At 39.8% G+C, this 21,308-nt stretch carries 16 protein-coding genes; 11 read left to right on the top strand and 5 right to left on the bottom strand.

Annotated elements, in window-relative coordinates; all coding sequences use genetic code 11:
- Nucleotides 1–141: 141 nt before the first annotated feature.
- Entirely contained in the window at nucleotides 142–1,746 is a 1,605-nt protein-coding gene (locus ACYIAJ_RS10925) for a hypothetical protein (protein WP_483564821.1), read from the bottom strand.
- Nucleotides 1,747–1,880: 134 nt separating this feature from the next.
- On the opposite strand from ACYIAJ_RS10925, the gene ACYIAJ_RS10920 reads away from it, so the two are divergent.
- Complete coding sequence (locus tag ACYIAJ_RS10920; protein WP_483564820.1) at nucleotides 1,881–2,195, top strand: hypothetical protein; 315 nt, start codon at nucleotides 1,881–1,883, stop codon at nucleotides 2,193–2,195.
- 834 nt (nucleotides 2,196–3,029) lie between these two features.
- Here ACYIAJ_RS10920 and ubiA read toward each other — a convergent pair.
- From ubiA to ACYIAJ_RS10900, 4 genes are all read right to left on the bottom strand, one after another.
- On the bottom strand, nucleotides 3,030–3,857 hold the full coding sequence (gene ubiA, locus ACYIAJ_RS10915) for a 4-hydroxybenzoate octaprenyltransferase (RefSeq protein ID WP_160404041.1): 828 nt from the start codon (nucleotides 3,855–3,857) through the stop codon (nucleotides 3,030–3,032).
- A 112-nt stretch (nucleotides 3,858–3,969) separates the two neighbouring features.
- Nucleotides 3,970–4,551: a TorD/DmsD family molecular chaperone gene (locus ACYIAJ_RS10910; protein WP_483564819.1), complete on the bottom strand. Its 582-nt coding sequence runs from the start codon at nucleotides 4,549–4,551 to the stop codon at nucleotides 3,970–3,972.
- Nucleotides 4,552–4,677: 126 nt separating this feature from the next.
- Entirely contained in the window at nucleotides 4,678–5,292 is a 615-nt protein-coding gene (locus tag ACYIAJ_RS10905) for a DMSO/selenate family reductase complex B subunit (protein WP_483564818.1), read from the bottom strand.
- Nucleotides 5,293–5,322: 30 nt separating this feature from the next.
- Entirely contained in the window at nucleotides 5,323–7,770 is a 2,448-nt protein-coding gene (locus tag ACYIAJ_RS10900) for a DMSO/selenate family reductase complex A subunit (protein ID WP_483564817.1), read from the bottom strand.
- Between the two features lie 203 nt (nucleotides 7,771–7,973).
- Here ACYIAJ_RS10900 and parE point away from each other — a divergent pair, with 203 nt between their 5' ends.
- The 10 genes from parE to ACYIAJ_RS10850 all read left to right on the top strand — a co-directional run.
- On the top strand, nucleotides 7,974–9,863 hold the full coding sequence (gene parE / locus ACYIAJ_RS10895) for a DNA topoisomerase IV subunit B (RefSeq protein ID WP_160404044.1): 1,890 nt from the start codon (nucleotides 7,974–7,976) through the stop codon (nucleotides 9,861–9,863).
- A gap of 27 nt (nucleotides 9,864–9,890) precedes the next feature.
- Complete coding sequence (parC, locus tag ACYIAJ_RS10890; RefSeq protein WP_483564816.1) at nucleotides 9,891–12,119, top strand: DNA topoisomerase IV subunit A; 2,229 nt, start codon at nucleotides 9,891–9,893, stop codon at nucleotides 12,117–12,119.
- A gap of 1 nt (nucleotide 12,120) precedes the next feature.
- Entirely contained in the window at nucleotides 12,121–12,966 is an 846-nt protein-coding gene (gene djlA / locus ACYIAJ_RS10885) for a co-chaperone DjlA (protein WP_483564815.1), read from the top strand.
- A gap of 14 nt (nucleotides 12,967–12,980) precedes the next feature.
- A complete protein-coding gene (locus tag ACYIAJ_RS10880) occupies nucleotides 12,981–14,426 on the top strand; it encodes a TrkH family potassium uptake protein (protein WP_483564822.1) in 1,446 nt (481 codons plus the stop codon).
- A 142-nt stretch (nucleotides 14,427–14,568) separates the two neighbouring features.
- Nucleotides 14,569–16,143 carry a TerC family protein gene (locus ACYIAJ_RS10875; RefSeq protein WP_483560744.1) on the top strand — a complete coding sequence of 525 codons (1,575 nt, stop codon included), beginning with the start codon at nucleotides 14,569–14,571 and terminating at the stop codon, nucleotides 16,141–16,143.
- A gap of 199 nt (nucleotides 16,144–16,342) precedes the next feature.
- The gene (locus ACYIAJ_RS10870) at nucleotides 16,343–17,653 is read left to right on the top strand and encodes an NCS2 family permease (RefSeq protein ID WP_483560743.1); all 1,311 of its coding nucleotides are present in this window, start codon (nucleotides 16,343–16,345) and stop codon (nucleotides 17,651–17,653) included.
- A gap of 298 nt (nucleotides 17,654–17,951) precedes the next feature.
- The gene (gene rpsL / locus ACYIAJ_RS10865) at nucleotides 17,952–18,326 is read left to right on the top strand and encodes a 30S ribosomal protein S12 (protein WP_034883792.1); all 375 of its coding nucleotides are present in this window, start codon (nucleotides 17,952–17,954) and stop codon (nucleotides 18,324–18,326) included.
- Nucleotides 18,327–18,425: 99 nt separating this feature from the next.
- Nucleotides 18,426–18,896, top strand: a complete 471-nt coding sequence (gene rpsG, locus ACYIAJ_RS10860; protein WP_034915550.1) for a 30S ribosomal protein S7 — start codon at nucleotides 18,426–18,428, stop codon at nucleotides 18,894–18,896.
- Between the two features lie 114 nt (nucleotides 18,897–19,010).
- Nucleotides 19,011–21,113, top strand: coding sequence for an elongation factor G (gene fusA, locus ACYIAJ_RS10855; RefSeq protein ID WP_160404048.1), 2,103 nt, complete (start codon nucleotides 19,011–19,013; stop codon nucleotides 21,111–21,113).
- Nucleotides 21,114–21,181: 68 nt separating this feature from the next.
- Nucleotides 21,182–21,308 (top strand): GTP-binding protein (locus ACYIAJ_RS10850; RefSeq protein ID WP_238786112.1); only part of this gene is annotated, 127 nt, incomplete at its 3' end.

Genomic DNA, 21,308 nt, shown 5'->3' with positions numbered 1-21,308 from the left:
GCGATTGTGGCTTCGCCGCAACAGCGCAACCCTAAGGGAATATGCCCCAACTGACGCGGGGGCGTTATTCTTTGTTAGATTGTCCTCTCAGGCACCATAACCGCCCCCGCGGCCCAAGGATTAAGGAATAAGAAATAAAAGCTAAGGTGCGGTGCAAACACCGTAGTAGCTACGGGAAGCACCGCTGCTGGCAGCGCCGCCGTTGACCGAGGAGACAGAGAACCCATTGCTACCTGTTGCGTCGCTTGTCCAGTAGTCGTTGGCGACGAAGCCCGCATCAGCGTAATTGGACATGTAGCCCCACTCAGTGAAAAAACCTGCACCTATATGACGCATATAATCATTACTAGGTGAATGAGGCAAGGCGCCATCTATGCCATTTCGACATGGGAAATAAGTATTAGCACCACACTTCGCGTTAGTTAAATCCTTAACCTGTGGCGCACGATAACCCAAACTACTACACCAAGATATGTAACTAGACTGAGCATACCAATCTTGACCCCGATTGACGAACCACTGCCTCAACACAAAGCCATAACGAACCTCATTACCACCTCTATCCCTACCCACCAACTCAAATGTCTGTGGCAAACTTGGTACAGCAAGTCTACTAGGATTACCTGTATTTATTTGAGCACCGCTCGCCCTTGGACCCCTTAATGTTACCCGTGTTACATAACTTGATTTATCTCTAATCCACTCATCTTTGTATGCGCTTTGGTTTGGCCGTCTCCAACTCACCTCTGCCCTTATACTACCACCTGTGTTAACTGTCCAACTCAACCGACTTGCATCGATTCCACCTATGAGCAAATCAAAATACAATCCGTCAGCACCCGTTGTAGGAAAATTTCGGTCGTAAGACGATGGACTTGTTGACTGAACTAAAAAGCCCTTAGTAGGACTCCATATGTTAGATGGGCCTGCATAGCGAGGATTATCATAAGAATCGATGCCAGTAGTGCCACCATACAACAAATTCGGCCTGACCGAACAAATAACCGGCTGTGACGACAAAGTAATATAATAATCCGCCGTCCCTCCGTAAAATCGACTACCTCTTGGCACACCATAACGAGTCTCTAAAGTCCCCCCTGTACTACTTAAAGTTAACTTATAAGGCGCTTTACATAGACTTAATGTATCACTACGACTAACGATAGTGCCATTTTTATCCTTTATTGTTAAATCTATACGCCCTGATGCTGTAACACCATTTGTACCCTGACCATCCCCATCATCATCTCCCCACTTCCCTTGGCTGATTAGACTATTTAAACTAATAGAGGTTGCACCCGACGGTATTACCATATGAATATCATTAAATGTATAATTACCTCTAGGTAACCTTATCGGATTGGTAGCACTTGATGTGTTAGCTGACTGACTGATACGTCTTCCATCTGGCAACTCGATTGCCAAGAAGGTGTCCGTATTAGTTGCCTTTGTCTGTCCACCATCAAACGTTAAATACGGCGCACTTCCTTCAATGACTTTTGATGTCTGGGCCGTTAATGCCACAGAGCACTGCGTATACGACAATAACAACAATGGCGCAAAGAATAATGCCGATTTAGATAATAATGGCGGTTTAAATAACCTCTTGGATATCAGCGGTAAAGACCGCGATGACGGCGCCGATTTCGCTACGCGAAATGACTTCGGTGATGAAAATAAGTACTGTCTCTGTTTTAGACTACGGTGATATTGAAAAAGATTTTGGGCGTAGGTTTGGCATGCCATGTGCCATGTGCCATAAATGGTAACGCATTTTGGTCATCCTGTCAAGTAATTTTTTGTTTTATTTATATTTTTTATAACTAACTGCTCGACTAACGAGCATTCCCTTGCTTTGAAAGCGATTAAATTATAACCGTGTGAGTAATAATGCGCCACCTTTTTTGTTAAAAATTTGTAAAGTTTTGTTAAAGGATGAGTCAGCTTGTGTTGGCGGGCTTTGGGAGGAGGGGGTTGGGTGGTGGTTTTTAGCTAAAAACCGTCAAATAAAAACTTCAATAAAATCAATATCTTTCCTGACCGATTTTTGGGTGGTAATTGCGTTGTTTTTTAACAAAAAAACTCACCCAAAAACACCTAAGATTATGTTGTTTGTCTTATTCCGGCGTCAGAATGTGCTGACAACAGAGCGAGTTTGTGGTGCGCTTGGAGCGCGTCCACAAACGGTGCGTTAAGACCGAGCGCCGGCGAACAAATTTGAACATCTGAGCAAAGCGAAGATGGCCTCGAAGAGGCGAGTATCAGGATGATACGAGTAGCGTAGCCGCAGGCCACATTCTGCAGCCAAAGCGTGGGATTGAAAAGGGAATTCGCTTTAATTCCCTTTGCTCGGACGTGGTCACGATAGTTATTTTGTTCACCAAAGGTCAAAACGTCCGAAACCTGCGCACCTAATTTATTCTATTCACCAAAACAAAAAAAGGCTTGATTTTCCACTATAAATCGGTCAGAAAAGGTATTGATTTTATTAAAGTTTTTTTCTGGCTGTTTTTTAACAAAAACCGCCTTATAAAAACACAATAACTCATCTCAAAAACGATGGTTATGCTGTTTGTCTTATTCCGGCGTCAGAATGTGCCGACAACAGAGCGAGGTCAGCACGCCAAACAGGGATGTTTGGCGAGTTTGTGGTGCGTCTGGAACGCGTCCACAAACGGTGCGTTAAGACCGAGCGCCGGCGGACAAATTTGTCTGGAACAAATTTGAACACCTGAGCATAGCGAAGGTGGCCTCGAAGAGGCGAGTATCAGGATGATACGAGTAGCGTAGCCGCAGGCCATATTCTGCAGCCAAAGCGTGGGATTGCAAAGGGAATTCGCTTTAATTCCCTTTGCTCGGACGTGGTCACGATAGCTATTTTGTCCACCAAAGGCCAAAACGTCCGAAACCTGCGCACCTAATTTATTCTATTCACCAAAACAAAAAAGGCCTGATTTCCCGCTCAAAAATCAGTCAGGAAAGACATTGATTTTATTGAAGTTTTTTGGTCACGTTTTTTAAGAGATTTTTTAACAAAAAAACAACCCCAAAAACACAACAATCCCAACATAATTATTATTTAAAAAAGCTCGAAAACAACGTTTCCGATCTCGATTTTTTATTAACCATTGTTGGTAAATAAATATCATAACAACAACAAGCAAAGCAATATAAAAAACCAACGACAATTGGTTGATGACGCCAACCATCAATAGGCCAATCATGGTAAACGCCTGCAATACCCCTATAATTAACTTATCGTACTGCCCAAATAAAATGGCGGTGGATTTTATGCCTATTTTGATATCGTCGTTACGATCCACCATCGCATATTCCGTATCATAAGCAATTGTCCAACAAATATTAGCCAAGCAAAGTAACCAACATGTGAGGGGGAATTGCTCTATAATGGCGGCATATGCCATAGGAATACCCCAGCTAAAGGCAATGCCTAATGTGACTTGCGGTAAGTGCGTGTAGCGCTTCATAAAGGGGTAAATCATTGCTGTTAATAAGGCTATGATTGCAATAAGCCATGATAGTTTATTTAAGATGAGCAATAGGCAAAGCGCAATGAGTAATAGAGTAAATAAGGTCCATAGTGCATTTTTTTCGGTCAATGCACCCCGCGCGAGTGGGCGGTTTTTTGTGCGTTCGACGTGTGCATCAAAATGGCGATCGGCATAATCGTTGACAACACACCCTGCTGCTCGCATGGTAAATACCCCTAAAATAAAAATGAGGGTAATATAGGTATAGGGCTCACCTGTCAACCATATCGCCCAAAGCGTTGGCCAAAGTAGTAGTAAGGTGCCGATGGGTTTGTCTAACCGCATTAGTTGTATATAAGCTAACATAAATGTTTTTTGCTATTTGAAATAATAGGTGGATTATACCTTGTTACTTAAAAGCTGCAATGTACACTATCCTCTGCAAAGGTGGTAAGACAAAGCACAATAAGGGAAAAAGTTAGATCATGAATAAATACTGTTCCACAATCACAGCTAATGCTCGATAAAATGGGCTTATCTCATTTTGCTTTAACTTTTTTAAATAGGCTGAAGACCAAATCAATAAGTGTTCATCCATTAACTGTTTTGCAGCTTTGGGATTGTTCTTTTCTTGCAATATGGCATAGGCCATTAGCATTAATCCAAATTGGTCTTCGGGTTCGTTGATGCCGGTATTAAGTGTTAAACCTTGTTGTTGTAAGAATTGGCGATAGCGTTCTTGTGATTCGCCCATTAATAGCTGCTCTTGATCTAAATAGACCGATCCCCAAGGAGGAGCGGACATAGCACCCTGCCCTTCAAATAATAGTGAAAATTGGTAATTAAGTTCTGGGTTGTTGATTTGAGTAGCGATTATTTGGCACTGTTCACCAATAAGCACGGCATTTTGCCAATCAACAATATGCTCAAGCTGAAATAAAGTATCAATGAGCGGTTTAACCGTTTGGTGATCAGGTGGATAATAAAAAAAGGCACCAAATAGTTTTGCCAAAATGGTGGATGTAAGTTTATCTAGATGCATTGCTTCATTATTTTTCATTAAATCGCTACCTAACTATAAATAGATAGTACTGATTTGGGATGCCATTAAATAAAATAGCCTTCCTAATCATACCAGTAGATAACCGCCCAAATACGGTAAAAAAACAGTGGTAATTTGTGCACGTTAGACCTCTTCGGGGTTGAGTATTTTCCCCAATGTATCGTCCGAGACTTTCGCTTGGGGATGGGGTTTGATAACAATGTTGGGTTTAGTTAGATTTTCGTTTGGTAGTGGAGCAATGTTCCGCTCATTGCCATGTCGCTGGCGAAGTTTTTCGATTTCGTCAAAGTCTAAAGCTCTTTGCGGACAGGAGTCGACACAAACAGGTTTGAGTCCTTGTTCAACACGTTCATAACAACCATCACATTTTGACATAACCTGTTTTTGATGATCAAATTGCGGTGCGCCATAAGGACAATGGGTTTCACAACGTCGGCAACCAATACAAATATCTTGATTAACAACCACTAAACCATCTTGTGAGCGTTTATGCATTGCTCCCGTTGGGCAACCTTGTACACAAGCAGGCTCTTGGCAATGATTACATGATATGGATAAATAGTAGGTAAAAGTATCGTTTTGCCACATACCATCAACTTGCTGCCAAGTACCTCCGCCATACTCATAAACACGGCGAAAATTAACGCCTAATGCATTATCTTTTTCATCTTTACAACTGATTTGGCAGGTTTTGCAACCGGTGCATTTTGAAGAGTCAATATAAAATCCATATTGCATTTTTATTATCCGTTCTTTAATTTATGATACTCAACACATAGTCAATAATGGTTTGACTTCAACCAGATTAGTATGTTGTGGATTGGCTTTTGCAAGCACCGTTGGACGCAATGATGTTAAGCGATTAATACAACCGCCAATATCAATCCCGGCCGCATTAGTTTTTGCCCACATTCCTTGCGGAATAGCAATCACACCCGGTAATATCCTTGGTGTGACTTTAGCTGGAATACGGAGCCGACCTCGATCATTGTAAACCTCAACTAACTGACCATGTTTTATTTGTCTTTGCTCGGCATCAAATGGATTAATCCAAATACTGTTAACAACCGCTTCGCGCAGTTGTGGTAAATTACTGTAACTGGAATGGCATTGCCCTTTGGTATGAAAGCCAATCAGTTGTAGCGGGTATTTTTTGCGTTTGGGTTTATCTTCACTGCCTTCAATTGCGGGTAGGTAGGCTGGAATAGGATAAAGGACATCGTCTGGAGCAAGTTCCCATTCGTTGGCGATGGTGGCTAATGCTTCTGAATAGATTTCTATTTTTCCTGATGGGGTGTTTAATGGGTTTTTAATTGGATCGTCTCGAAAAGCTTTTAACCCAATTTGCGTATCGCTATCAGCCAGCTTACGATCAATAACGCCCATACCATCAGTATTAGCAAAAGGCGGTAAATGAGATTGGCTTTTACGCAGTTTTTCATAGCAATAAGCTATCCAATCTTCTTGCGTTCGCCCTTCAGTGAATTTGTCTTTTATACCCATTTTTTCAGATAATTGCGTTAATACCTCATAAGCTGGACGGTTTTCCCAAAGTGGTTTTATTGCCCGTTGCATGCGGATGATGTAGTGATAAGCACCCGATGAGTAAGAGTTATTAATCAAATCGTTACTTTCAACCGATGAGACATCGGGCAGAACTAAGTCCGCATATTTTGCCGATGCGGTCATATGCGTATCCCAAACAAGAATAAATTCACATTTAGACTCATCCTGTAGGATTTGATGAGTACGATTCAGATCAGAATGCTGGTTGCCAATAACATTACCGGCGTAATTCCAGATAAATTTGATGCCAACATCTAATTTATCTTTGCCACGTAAATAGGCATTTTTTGCCGTTAAGCTTAACGGATCGTCAATTGCTTTTGTCCACAAAAAGAAAGGAATACTGGTTTTTATAGGGTTGGGGATACTTAAACTTGGAACAGGATAAGTTATACTTCCCCCCCATGTGCCAATGTTGGTGCCCGGTTTACCAAATTGACCAGTGATAATTGGCAATAACATAATTGCCCGAGCAGTATGTTCACCATTTTGCCAACGCTGTACACCATAACCTTGCGATATCCAAGCCGCTTTTGCATTCACAATATCCATAGCCAGTTTGCGGATCTGCTTGGCTGGAATGCCTGTTTTTTTAGCCGCCCATTCAGGTGTTTTAGGTGTTCTGTCATTACCTAATCCTAAAATATAGGATTTATAATCGCTAAAAGGGGGGGCACTGTCTGGTAGAGTATCGGCATTCCAACCAACACAATATTGGCTAAGCATGGCATCATCAATACGATCTTGTTCAAGTAATGCATATCCTATTGCCGCAACAAGCGCCGCGTCAGTTCCGGGAATAATCGGAATCCAATCAGCATGATAAGCCACCACACTTTCACTTCGACGTGGGTCAATAATAATCACCCGTGCTTTGCTTTGTTCTAATGCATGAAAAAGCTCGGTAACTTGTCCACCACCTGACATTCGGGTTTCAGCAATGTTATGTCCAAACATGACAACTAAATCAGAGTGCTTGATTTGATCAAGCAATGACTCCTTAGCATTACCATAAATATAAGGTCGAATGGCCGAAATCTGCCCACTTGAATAGTCACCATGATAATTAAGAAAGCCACCAATGCAGCTTAAGAAACGCTTACACGCATTGCGCCCAGAAATGTTAGCACCAGTCGTGCCCGATCCATATTGATAATAAATCGCTTCGTTACCATAGTTATCAATCGTATGTTTGAGCTTTTCAGCTAATAAATCAATCGCCTCGCTCCACGAAATGCGTTTAAATTTGCCTTCGCCACGTTTGCCTATTCTTAACATTGGGTATTTTAAGCGCTCTGGATCGTAAGTGCGCCAACGAACGGAACGTCCACGTAAACATGGGCGAATTTGGTGTTGTCCAAAAATCGGGTCATTAATGCCATCTTCTGAAGATATTTTAGTGATAATATCGTTTTTTACATGAACCTTTAAAGGACAACGGCTACCGCAGTTAACTAAACAAGCACTATAATAAATCTGTTCTTTATCAGTAGGGTTAACAAGGGTTTTATTATTAACATCGCTATTCGGCTCTACATAGGCAAAAGGTAATTGCATATTGCTAGTTAATGCTGCTACACCGTCAATAGTTGACGATTTTTGTAAAAAATCACCCTGACTTATTATATTTGTATCTTTTGACTTGCTCATTTAATTCCCTTATTTTTATACGGGATTTTCTTATCATCGTACTAAAATTACGATAAAAAATCTTAAAAAGTAAATTATCTTTTCTAACCAATACGATAAGTTGGATTTATGAGTTTAACTTAAACGCCGGCGCCATTGACCTTGGTCTTATTGTGCAAAGGTTGGTATAATAACTGTCATTTATTCGAATAGATAGAAAAACTATGTCGCAATCTACTTATAATGCCGTTGATATTGAAGTTTTAAAAGGGCTTGATCCTGTTCGTCACCGTCCAGGTATGTACACCGATACTACTCGCCCAAACCATTTGGGCCAAGAAGTCATTGATAATAGTGTCGATGAAGCTATTGCTGGCCATGCTCGTCAAATTAAGGTGACACTTTATGAAGACAACTCACTTGAAGTGATTGACGATGGGCGCGGCATGCCTGTTGATATTCACCCAGAAGAAGGCGTGCCTGCAATTGAGCTATTGCTTTGCCGTTTGCATGCAGGGGGTAAGTTTTCGAACAAGAATTACCAGTTCTCTGGCGGTTTGCATGGTGTGGGTATTTCGGTAGTAAATGCGTTATCAAAACGTGTTGAAGTCACTGTTCATCGTGATGGACAAGTGTACGAAATGGCCTTTGAAAATGGCAACAAAGTCGAAGATTTACACATCACTGGTACATGTGGGCGCCGTAATACGGGTACCAAAGTGCATTTTTGGCCAGACGAAAAATATTTTGATTCACCTCGATTTTCAGTGCCTCGCTTGTCACATCTACTTAAAGCCAAAGCGGTTCTTTGTCCCGGTCTTGAAATTACCTTTAAAGATAAAATCAACAATACCGAACAACGCTGGTGCTATCAAGATGGATTAAAAGACTATTTGATGGAGTCGGTAAGTGGTTATTCACTACTACCCGAAATCCCGTTTACTGGTAGCCACATTGGCGAAACCGAAGCGGTTGAATGGGCGTTACTTTGGATGCCAGAAGGCGGTGAGCTATTAACCGAAAGTTACGTTAATTTAATTCCAACAATTCAAGGTGGTACACATGTTAATGGTTTACGTCAAGGCTTGTTAGATGCCATGCGTGAGTTTTGTGAGTTTCGTAATTTGTTGCCGCGTGGCTTAAAATTAACGGCTGATGATATTTGGGAACGCTGTGCTTATGTTATTTCAGTCAAAATGCAAGAGCCACAATTTGCAGGTCAAACCAAAGAGCGATTATCATCACGCCAGAGTGCGGCATTTGTGTCGGCAATTGTGAAAGATGCATTTAGCCTTTGGTTAAATCAACATGTTCAATTAGCCGAATTACTGGCCGAAATGGTGATTTCAAGCGCGCAAAAACGCTTAAAAGCCTCAAAAAAAGTCATCCGTAAAAAACTAACCAGTGGTCCTGCACTACCGGGTAAGCTGGCTGATTGCTCATCACAAGATTTAAGCCGTACTGAGCTTTTTTTAGTGGAAGGGGACTCGGCTGGCGGTTCAGCTAAACAGGCTCGAGACCGTGAATTTCAAGCCATCATGCCACTTAAAGGTAAGATTTTAAATACTTGGGAAGTGTCATCTGACGAGGTGCTTGGATCACAAGAAATTCATGATATTTCGGTTGCTATCGGTATCGATCCGGATAGTGATGATTTGAGCCAATTACGTTATGGTAAGATCTGTATTTTAGCCGATGCCGATTCTGATGGACTACATATTGCCACTTTACTTTGTGCGTTATTTGTTCGTCACTTTCGTGCGATGGTTGAGCATGGTCATGTGTTTGTTGCAATGCCTCCTCTTTATCGTATCGATTTAGGTAAAGAGGTGCATTACGCCCTAGATGAAGAAGAAAAAGAAGGCATTTTAGAGCAGCTAAAACGTAAAAAAGGCAAACCGAATGTACAACGCTTTAAAGGTCTAGGCGAAATGAATCCATTGCAATTACGTGAAACAACAATGGATCCGAATACTCGCCGTTTAGTGCAATTATCCCTTGATGATGCCGAACAAACGATGGCACTAATGGATATGCTACTTGCTAAAAAACGCTCAGAAGATCGCCGCGAATGGTTACAAGAAAAAGGCGATCAAGTTGAACTTGATGTCTAATAAACAGAATGATTTAGAGGAACAATAATGAGTGAGATAACTCATGATGGAGTAGAAGTCCAATCACTACGCACCTTTACCGAAAGTGCCTATTTAAACTACTCAATGTATGTCATTATGGATCGTGCGCTACCATTTATTGGTGATGGCTTAAAGCCTGTGCAACGGCGCATTGTTTATGCTATGTCAGAATTAGGGCTTAATGCTCAAGCTAAATTCAAAAAATCAGCCCGTACCGTGGGTGATGTACTTGGTAAATATCATCCTCATGGTGATAGCGCCTGTTACGAAGCTATGGTGTTGATGGCTCAGCCATTTTCTTATCGTTACCCTTTAGTTGATGGGCAAGGTAACTGGGGGGCGCCGGATGATCCTAAATCATTTGCTGCTATGCGTTATACTGAATCACGCTTATCAAAATATGCTGAATTATTATTAGGTGAATTAGGGCAAGGTACGGTTGATTATACGCCAAACTTTGATGGTACGTTGCAAGAGCCTAAAATGCTACCAGCCAGACTGCCAAATATTTTATTAAATGGTACAACGGGGATTGCGGTTGGTATGGCAACAGATATTCCACCCCATAATATCCGTGAAGTGGCAAATGCGGCAATTATGCTTGCTGATAACCCAAACGCGACATTAAGCGAAGTAATGGCTCACATACAAGGGCCTGACTTCCCTACCGAGGCTGAAATTATCACACCTCGTGACGATATCGAAAAAATCTACAAAACAGGTCGTGGATCTATTCGTATGCGTGCCGTATGGAAAAAAGAAGACGGTGACATTGTCATCACCGACCTTCCTCATCAAGTTTCAGGTGCTAAAATTTTAGAGCAAATCGCTTCACAAATGCGCGCTAAAAAACTGCCTTTAATTGAAGATTTACGTGATGAGTCTGATCACGAAAATCCAACTCGTTTAGTGATTGTGCCGCGTTCAAATCGAGTCGATTTAGAGCAAGTCATGAATCATTTATTTGCAACAACCGATCTCGAAAAAAGCTATCGCGTCAATATGAATATGATCGGGCTGGATAATCGCCCATCAGTAAAAGGATTAGTCGAGATTTTAACCGAGTGGCTAGAGTATCGCAAAAATACCGTCACGCGCCGCTTAAATTATCGATTAGATAAAATATTAAAACGACTGCATATCCTTGATGGTTTATTAATTGCATTTTTAAATATTGATGAAGTTATCGATATTATACGTAATGAAGATGAACCTAAACAGGAGTTAATTGGCCGTTTTGCATTAACCGATATTCAAGCCGAAGCAATTTTAGAGTTAAAACTCCGTCATTTAGCCAAACTTGAAGAAATGCGTATCAAAGGTGAACAAAGTGAGCTTGCAAAAGAGCGCGATCACTTGCAAGCATTATTATCTTCACCGAAAAAACTGAGTAATTTAATTAAAAAAGAGCTACAAGAAGATGCTGAAAAATATGGTGATGAGCGTCGTTCTCCGATCGTTGAACGCAGTGAAGCTAAAGCCATTAGTGAACAAGAGTTAACACCATCAGAACCTGTTACCGTGATTTTGTCTGAAATGGGCTGGGTTAGAACAGCTAAAGGTCATGATATTGATGCTACAGGTTTAAGCTATAAAGCGGGTGATAGCTTTAAAGCTGCCGCAAAAGGAAAAAGCAATCAGCCAGTTATCTTTATCGACTCAACAGGTCGTAGTTATGCTATAGAGCCTAATACCCTACCATCTGCCCGTAGCCAAGGAGAGCCATTAACCGGTAAACTAGCACTACCGGCAGGCGCAACGGTTGAACATGTTTTGATGTCGCAAAATGATAATCAAAAATTCTTGCTGGCTTCAAGTGCAGGGTATGGCTTTATTTGTCAATTTAGTGATTTAATTGCTCGTAACCGCAATGGTAAGGCAATTATCAATTTACCTAAAGATGCAACAATCCTTGCACCAATTGAAATCCCATCAGAAGATAGCTTATTGTTATCGATCACTAAAGCCGGTCGAATGCTCATCTTCCCTGTCAAAGATTTACCTGAACTTGCCAAAGGTAAAGGAAATAAAATTGTGTCGCTATCTGGTACAGATGATAATCTTTCTTATATGATGCTAATTACCCCAGAAACAGCGGTAACTTTATATGTTGGTAAACGCAAACTTACGCTATATCCTGCTGATTTACAAAAATTTAAAGCAGAACGAGCACGTAAAGGCACTTCATTACCACGAGGTTTGCAAAAGATAGATCAAATTGAGGTGAACGAATAATATGTCTTTTATTTGGGCAATAATTACAGGCTTTGTTTTAAGCAGTGTATTAAAAACAGGATGGGGGTTTATGCTTGGGCTATTTATTGGTCCAATGCTTTACCAAGCATTTTGCAATAAATTGACCGAACAAAAAACCAAAGCAAACCCAGAACTTTACTTAACGGTCGTTTTTGAAGTCCTTGGTCATTTAAGTAAAGCAAAAGGTGTTGTCACTCAAGATGATATTAATCTGGCTAGCCAATTTATGGACAGATTACAACTGGATCGAAATAGCCGAAAACTAGCACAAGACTCATTTAACCGAGGCAAAGCAAGTGATTACCCACTCCGATCACGTTTAGCGGAACTATATGCACAATATCGTTATCGACGAAATGTATTAAATATTTTTTGTGAACAACTGATTCAAGCGGCATTAGTTGATGGGATTTTAGATGAAAAAGAGCAACAAATTCTTTTTGTTGTGGCTGAAGAATTTAATATTCCACGTCAACAAATGGCGATATATATTCAAATGATGATGGGTAGTTACCATTTTCGTCAGAATAGTTATCACAATGAACAAAATCAGCGAGATCAATATCAACGTAGTAATCATTATGGCGGTTATCAAGGCCGCTCAACACAAGCAGATCTGCAAAATGCTTACAAAATTTTGGGTATTGACTCGTCTGCGGAGATCTCAGAAATCAAAAGAGCTTATCGAAAATTAATGAACGAACACCATCCAGATAAACTAGTATCAAAAGGTCTACCAAAAGAGATGCTTGAAGCTGCCAAAAAACGGGCACAAGAAATCCAAGCTGCTTATGATCTTATCAAAGCATCACGTGGATTTAAGTAGAGACTAATACTATGATGCATTGGCGCTCAATCATTAGAATCGTTGGACTATTAATTGCCCTGCTGTCGACATTTATGCTATTACCTGCACTTGTGGCATTAATTTATCGCGACGGCGCAGGGGCAATTTTTGTGCGTTCGTTTTTTGCCGCGCTAATTTTAGGATGCCTTTTGTGGCTGCCTAATCGCCATCAACGTCATGAGCTAACCACTCGCGAAGGCTTCTTTATTGTTGTGCTATTTTGGGTTGTTTTAGGTACAATCGGTGCTTTTCCTTTTATTTTTGATACCCATATTAATTTAAATTTAACTACCGCATTTTTCGAATCATTTTCAAGCTTAACCACAACAGGTGCTACAACTATTGTAAAATTAGAACACCTTCCTAAGGCTTTACTATTTTATCGTCAATTACTGCAATGGCTTGGTGGTATGGGTATTATCGTACTTGCTGTTGCCATCTTGCCATTATTGGGCGTTGGGGGTATGCAACTTTATCGGGCTGAAATCCCCGGTCCACAAAAAGACAGCAAAATGCGCCCACGCATTGCCGAAACTGCAAAAACACTCTGGTCAATTTATATTTTTCTTACTACGCTTTGTGCGATCTGCTTATGGTTTGCAGGTATGAATGTTTTTGATGCGATTTCACATAGCTTTTCAACCATTTCAATGGGTGGATTTTCAACTCACGATGATAATCTTGCTTACTTTAATAGCCCCACAATCAACTACATTATCACCCTCTTTTTAATCTTATCGGGTTGTAACTTTGCACTACATTTTGCCGCATTAAGTGGGTTTTCAATTAAGGTTTACTGGCGAGATCAAGAGTTTAGAACTTTTATTTTTATTTTAGCCGTTTTAATTATCATTTGTGTATTTGGCATTTATGTTTATCAACCAGAGCGAAAACTCAGCATAGATAAAATAGTGCTACAAGTTGTATCTATCTCTGCAACTGTTGGTTTTACCGTAGATGATATCAATACATGGCCATCATCATTACCCATTTTTTTACTATGCGCGTCATTTATTGGTGGATGTGCTGGTTCAACTGGCGGCGGTTTAAAAGTGGTGCGAGTTTTACTTTTGTTTATGCAGGGATCGCGTGAATTAAAGCGCCTTATTCATCCGAATGCGATTTATACATTAAAATTAAATAATCGTGTTGTTTCGGAACGTATTATTGAAGCAGTTTGGGGATTCTTTTCTGCCTATGCATTAGTCTTTTTAGTCAGCTTATTTATTATTATGGCGACGGGCATTGATGCTACTGATTCTTTTTATATTGTTGCATCATCACTCAATAACTTAGGCGTCGGGCTTGGTAATGTAAGCGATAATTTTGCTAGCGTAAGTGATGTTGTTAAATGGGTCATGGTTGTCGATATGTTATTTGGTCGATTAGAAATATTTACCTTGCTGGTTTTATTCACGCCAGCTTTTTGGCGAAGTTGATTTTATATTAAAACAAACAATTAACTGAAAGTTTTTGACAAAATACACAATTTTTATAAATATTTTATTGATTATTTAGTTAATTACAGACAGAATTACAACACAGCATGTGCTGTATTTATTAGAGGTAATCACCTGACATATGGAATGGATCATGGATCCTACAATCTGGATTGGTTTATCCACTCTGGTTGTACTTGAAATCGTCCTTGGTATTGATAACATTGTTTTTATTGCCATCCTTGCCGAGAAACTTCCTCCCAACCAACGAGATAAAGCGCGCATTACTGGCCTTGCTTTCGCATTAATTACGCGAATATTGCTACTAATGTTCACAGGTTGGTTAGTTACACTCACCACACCACTATTTACGATATCTGGAATCAGCTTTAATGCACGCCAACTGATTATGTTAATCGGTGGGATATTTTTATTATTTAAAGCCACCATGGAGCTCAACGAACGTCTTGAAGGTGCATCGCAAGAAGACGGAAAACCCAAAAAAACCTCTCACTTTTGGACTGTTGTGGCGCAAATAGTTGTACTTGATGCTGTATTCTCGCTTGATTCAGTGATTACTGCGGTGGGAATGGTTGAACATATTCCTGTGATGATTATTGCCGTGTGTATTGCCATTGCCATTATGATGGTTGCAAGTAAGCCACTGGCTAATTTTGTCAACGCTCATCCAACCATTGTCATTCTTTGTTTAAGTTTTTTATTGATGATCGGTTTTAGCCTCGTTGCCGAAGGGTTTGATTTTATGATTCCAAAAGGCTACTTATACGCGGCTATTGGCTTCTCAATCATGATTGAGTTTTTCAATCAACTGGCTATTTTTAATCGTCGCAAGGCCTTAAATAAAAAGCCATTACGCGAACGTACCGCCGAAGCCATTTTACACTTACTTAAAGGTGATGCCGAAGAAGATACTGATACTAACACTATCGACGTCATGTCTGATGAAAATAAAAAAGTATCGGTGTTTAATCATCAAGAATTAAGTATGGTTGAACGAGTACTAGGGCTAGCCCAACGTTCAGTCAGCAGTATAATGACATCTCGACTTGACGTTGATATGGTCAATATCAATGATGACCGTGAGGTTATTATTAAAGAGATTTTTGAAAATCCTCATTCACGTTTAGTCGTTACCGATAATGTTTCAATTGATGAGCCACTAGGAATCATCCAAGTTAATGACCTATTAAAAGATATACTACAAAGTAAAGAGCCCATCGATATTCACTCGCTTATCAAACAACCGCTGATCTTCCCTGAGACCGTATCGTTACTAGTTGCACTAGATCAATTTAAAAAAGCCAAAACCCATTTTGCTTTTGTGGTCGACGAATTTGGCTCAATGCAAGGGGTTGTTTCGGTGACAGATATTATCGAAACTATTGCTGGTGATTTCCCGACCGAAGAAGAGGAAATTGACGCCAAACACGATATTCAATGTCTAGATGATAACAGCTGGATCGCTAATGGCTATATTCCGGTTGAAGAACTTATCCGTTTTGTACCTATTCCCATTGATGATAAACGTGAATATCACACCTTAGCAGGATTATTAATGGAAAAAGCCCAGCATTTACTTAATGTTGGTGAAACATTACAAATCGGCGATTATTTATTTGAAGTAGCAGAAATAGAAAGCCACAGAATTTTGAAAGTAAAAATTGTGCTAAACAAGCAGGAGTTTGCTTCGACTTAGTTTATACCTAAGCGCTATATTAATTACAATAGCGCTTGACCAAAATAAATAACTAGCAATAATATCGCAGTAAAATTTCTGTTTATTTGAAGATGTAGAGCCTAGTTCTTCATCTTTTCTATTTTTTATTTTTACCTTTCTTTTGGTAAAAAATAGGTAACACTCATTCATTCTATTAACCAAAATTAGGCCTTAACTTATGCATTCAATATTCGAGAAACTGTTTCAATTGAAAGAAAAAAAAACAACCGCTGGTACTGAAATTATTGCAGGATGTACCACCTTCCTCACAATGGTCTATATCATCTTTGTTAATCCATCGATTCTATCTGCAACTGGCATGGATAAATCTGCGGTATTTGTACTAACTTGTGTAATTACTGCATTGGCAACGATTTTAATGGGCTTATTTGCTAACTTACCAATAGCACTTGCACCGGCAATGGGGCTGAACGTCTTCTTTGCTTATGGCGTCTGTGGTGCAATGGGCTACTCTTGGCAAGTCGGTATGGGAGCCATATTTTGGGGGTCATTAGTCTTTTTTGCATTATCACTATTTAAAGTTCGTCACTGGTTAATTGAACACATTCCACAATGCTTACGTGTAGGTATTAGTGCCGGTATCGGGCTATTTATTGCTTTTATGGGATTTCAAAACATGGGGATTGTGATTGCCTCACCTGCGACACTACTAACCATGGGCAATATCTTATCGCTTAAAGTGTTATTGGGTTCGCTTGGTTTTTTCATTATTATTATTTTAGCGGCTCGTAACTTTCATGCAGCAGTATTAATTTCGATTTTAGTTGTAACTGTATTAGCACTATGGCTCGATCCTAATATCAGTTACCAAGGTATTGTATCTATGCCACCAAGTGTTACCAGCGTTGTTGGTCATGTTGATCTAGCAGGCTCACTTAATATTGGTATTATGGGCGTTATTTTTTCAATAATGATTGTCAGCCTATTCGACTCATCAGGCACTATTTTGGCATTAACTGATAAAGCTGGAATTAGTGACGAAAAAGGTCGATTCCCCAAAATGCGTCAAGCACTATTAATTGATAGTTTTAGCTCTTCTTTAGGTGGATTATTTGGTACATCATCAGTATTAACCTATATCGAAAGTTCTGCAGGTATTTCAGTCGGTGGACGTACGGGGTTAACTGCGGTTGTTGTAGGTATATTATTTTTAATAGTGACATTTTTATCACCACTAGCGCATTTAGTACCTACTTATGCAACATCAGGCGCGCTTATTTTTGTTGGAATTTTAATGGTTTCAAGCTTAGTTAAAGTTAACTGGTCTGATTTAACCGAAGCAACACCGGCCTTTATTACTGCAATCATGATGCCTTTTGCTTTTGCTATTACTGAAGGCGTTGCACTTGGTTTCATCTCTTATGTAGTACTAAAAACCTTTACCGGTAAATTTAAACAACTAAACCTATGTGTGATTATTTTCGCCGTACTTTTTGCTTTAAAATTTATCTTTATTGATCATCACTAATCACATATCCCTCCTACCGTGACTCATGGTAGGGGGGATATCTATCATATGGCAAATACAAATACCCATTTCCAACCCTAAAATTAACCCAACTTATCTCATAAAAATATCGTCATTATTCTGTAATAATTAAACTCAAGATCAAGCACTTAATGATCGCAAAAACTTGACATTATTTCTTCTGGGGTCTAGAATCTTGCGACCCAAAACTTATATAAAATAGGTTTTGGTCTACAGTTATTAATTACGTATCTAAAAAGCAATTTTAAATTTATTTTAATTAATCAGGAGCTTATTAATGGCAACAATTAATCAGCTGGTACGCAAACCAAGAGCACTAAAGGAAGCGAAAAGTAACGTTCCTGCGCTTGAAGCATGCCCGCAAAAACGCGGTGTTTGTACTCGTGTTTACACAACTACACCGAAAAAACCAAACTCAGCATTACGTAAAGTATGTCGTGTACGCTTAACCAACGGTTTTGAAGTGACTTCTTATATCGGTGGTGAAGGTCATAACCTACAAGAACATAGCGTAATTTTAATCCGTGGTGGTCGTGTTAAAGACTTACCAGGTGTTCGTTATCACACTGTTCGTGGTGCATTAGACTGCGCAGGTGTTAAAGATCGCAAACAAAGCCGTTCTAAATACGGTGTTAAACGACCTAAAGCTTAATGGAACTCCGTTAAGTAAGGCCAAACTATATAATTCCATTTAACTCATTTGAGTTTTGGGTAAACCTGAAAATTTATAACATATAAACGGAGTATTCCAATGCCACGTCGTCATGTTGTCGGTCAAAGAAAAATTCTTCCTGATCCGAAGTTCGGTTCAGAGTTACTGGCGAAATTTGTAAATATTTTAATGATAGATGGTAAAAAATCTATCGCAGAATCAATCGTATATTCAGCTCTTGATAAATTAGCTGAGCGTAGTGGAAAAGACCACTTAGCAGCTTTCGAAGTTGCATTAGATAACGTAAGACCAACTGTAGAAGTTAAGTCTCGTCGCGTTGGTGGTTCTACATACCAAGTTCCAGTTGAAGTGCGTCCAGTTCGTCGTAATGCACTTGCAATGCGTTGGATTGTAGATGCTGCACGTAAACGTGGCGATAAATCAATGGCTTTACGCCTAGCGAATGAACTTATGGATGCTTTTGAAAACAAAGGTACCGCTGTGAAAAAACGCGAAGATGTTCATCGTATGGCTGAAGCTAATAGAGCGTTTGCACACTATCGTTGGTAATATTCGCACTTATACTTATATAAGTGACTTGAATTAGGACTGATAGCCCTTATCTGCTATCAGTCAACCAAAGTGATGTTTTATTAAGCAAACGATTCTAAACAGAGGATTAATATGGCTCGTACAACCCCTATAGCACGCTATCGTAATATCGGTATCAGTGCACATATTGACGCAGGTAAAACAACAACGACTGAACGTATTTTGTTTTATACTGGTGTTAGTCACAAAATTGGTGAAGTTCATGATGGCGCAGCTACCATGGACTGGATGGAACAAGAACAAGAACGTGGTATCACTATCACATCTGCTGCAACAACTGCATTCTGGTCTGGTATGGGTCAACAATTTGAACCACACCGTATCAACATCATCGACACCCCGGGACACGTTGACTTTACAATCGAAGTTGAACGTTCTATGCGTGTTCTTGATGGTGCGGTAATGGTTTACTGTGCAGTTGGTGGTGTTCAACCTCAATCTGAAACTGTATGGCGTCAAGCAAACAAATATAAAGTACCACGTATTGCATTTGTCAACAAAATGGACCGTATGGGTGCTAACTTCTTACGTGTTGTTGATCAAATCAAAACTCGTTTAGCAGCAGTACCTGTTCCTTTAGTTTTACCAATCGGTGCAGAAGAAGGATTTACTGGTGTTGTTGATTTACTTAAACGTAAAGCAATCAACTGGAATGATGCTGATCAAGGTGTAACATTCACTTATGAAGATGTACCAGCCGAAATGGTTGACCAAGTCGAAGAATGGCGTTCTTTCTTAATTGAAACTGCGGCTGAAGCAAGTGAAGAGTTAATGGAAAAATACCTTGGTGGTGAAGAGTTAACTGAAGAAGAAGTGAAAGCAGCATTACGTGAACGCGTACTTGCTAACGAAATCATCTTAGTAACTTGTGGTAGTGCCTTTAAAAATAAAGGTGTTCAATTCATGCTTGATGCAGTTATTGAATATTTACCAGCACCAACTGATGTACCTGCAATCAAAGGTGAATTACAAAACGGTGAAGCAGCTGAACGTCACTCAAGTGATGACGAACCATTCTCATCATTAGCGTTCAAAATCGCAACTGATCCATTTGTGGGTAACTTAACATTCTTCCGTGTTTACTCTGGTGTGGTTAACTCTGGTGATACTGTTCTTAACTCTGTTAAAGATAAAAAAGAACGTTTTGGTCGTATCGTTCAGATGCACGCTAACAAACGTGAAGAAATTAAAGAAGTTCGCGCTGGTGACATCGCTGCTGCAATCGGTCTTAAAGATGTAACTACAGGTGATACACTTTGTGCTGAAAGTGCACCAATCATTCTTGAAAGAATGGAATTCCCAGAGCCAGTAATTTCGGTTGCTGTTGAACCAAAAACCAAAGCTGACCAAGAAAAAATGGGTCTTGCTTTAGGTCGACTAGCACAAGAAGACCCTTCATTCCGTGTTCACACCGATGAAGAATCAGGTCAAACCATTATTTCTGGTATGGGTGAGCTTCACTTAGAAATCATCGTTGACCGTATGAAACGTGAATTTAAAGTGGAAGCAAATGTAGGTAAACCACAAGTCGCTTACCGTGAAACAATTCGCAATGAAGTAGAACAAGAAGGTAAATTTGTTCGTCAGTCTGGTGGTCGTGGTCAATATGGTCATGTATGGTTAAAAATCAAACCATTGGAAGCAGGTGGCGAAGGCTACAAATTCAACAATGAAATCGTTGGTGGTGTGGTTCCTAAAGAATACATCCCTGCAGTTGATAAAGGCTGTCAAGAACAAATGAAAAACGGTGTTCTTGCTGGTTACCCAATTGTTGATGTTGAAGTCACTATCTATGATGGTTCTTACCATGATGTTGACTCATCAGAAATGGCATTTAAAATTGCCGGTTCAATGGCATTTAAAGACGGCTTCATGAAAGCTAAACCTGTGCTTTTAGAACCGATTATGAAAGTAGAAGTTGAAACTCCTGAAGATTATATGGGTGATGTTATCGGTGACTTAAACCGTCGTCGCGGTATGATCGAAGGAATGGAAGATACTGCAACTGGTAAAACAGTTAAAGCACAAGTTCCACTTTCAGAAATGTTTGGTTATGCAACAGACCTTCGTTCACAAACTCAAGGTCGTGCTTCTTACTCAATGGAGTTCTTGAAGTACAATGAAGCACCAACAAATATTGCAACCGCAATTATTGAAGCTCGTAAAGCAAAATAATTTTATCTAAATAAAGTAACGCTTCCCTTAATGAATTAAGGGAAGTGATTTAATAAAGGAACATTAAGATGTCTAAAGAAAAATTTGAACGTACAAAACCCCACGTTAACGTTGGTACAATCGGCCACGTTGACCATGGTAAAACAACTTTAACTGCGGCAATTACTTCTGTACTTGCTAAAAAATACGGCGGTC

The sequence above is a fragment of the Gilliamella sp. X-46 genome (genome assembly GCF_057063525.1).
The sequence above is the reverse complement of the archived record's forward strand: the minus strand, read 5'-3'. Positions and strand labels throughout refer to the sequence as shown.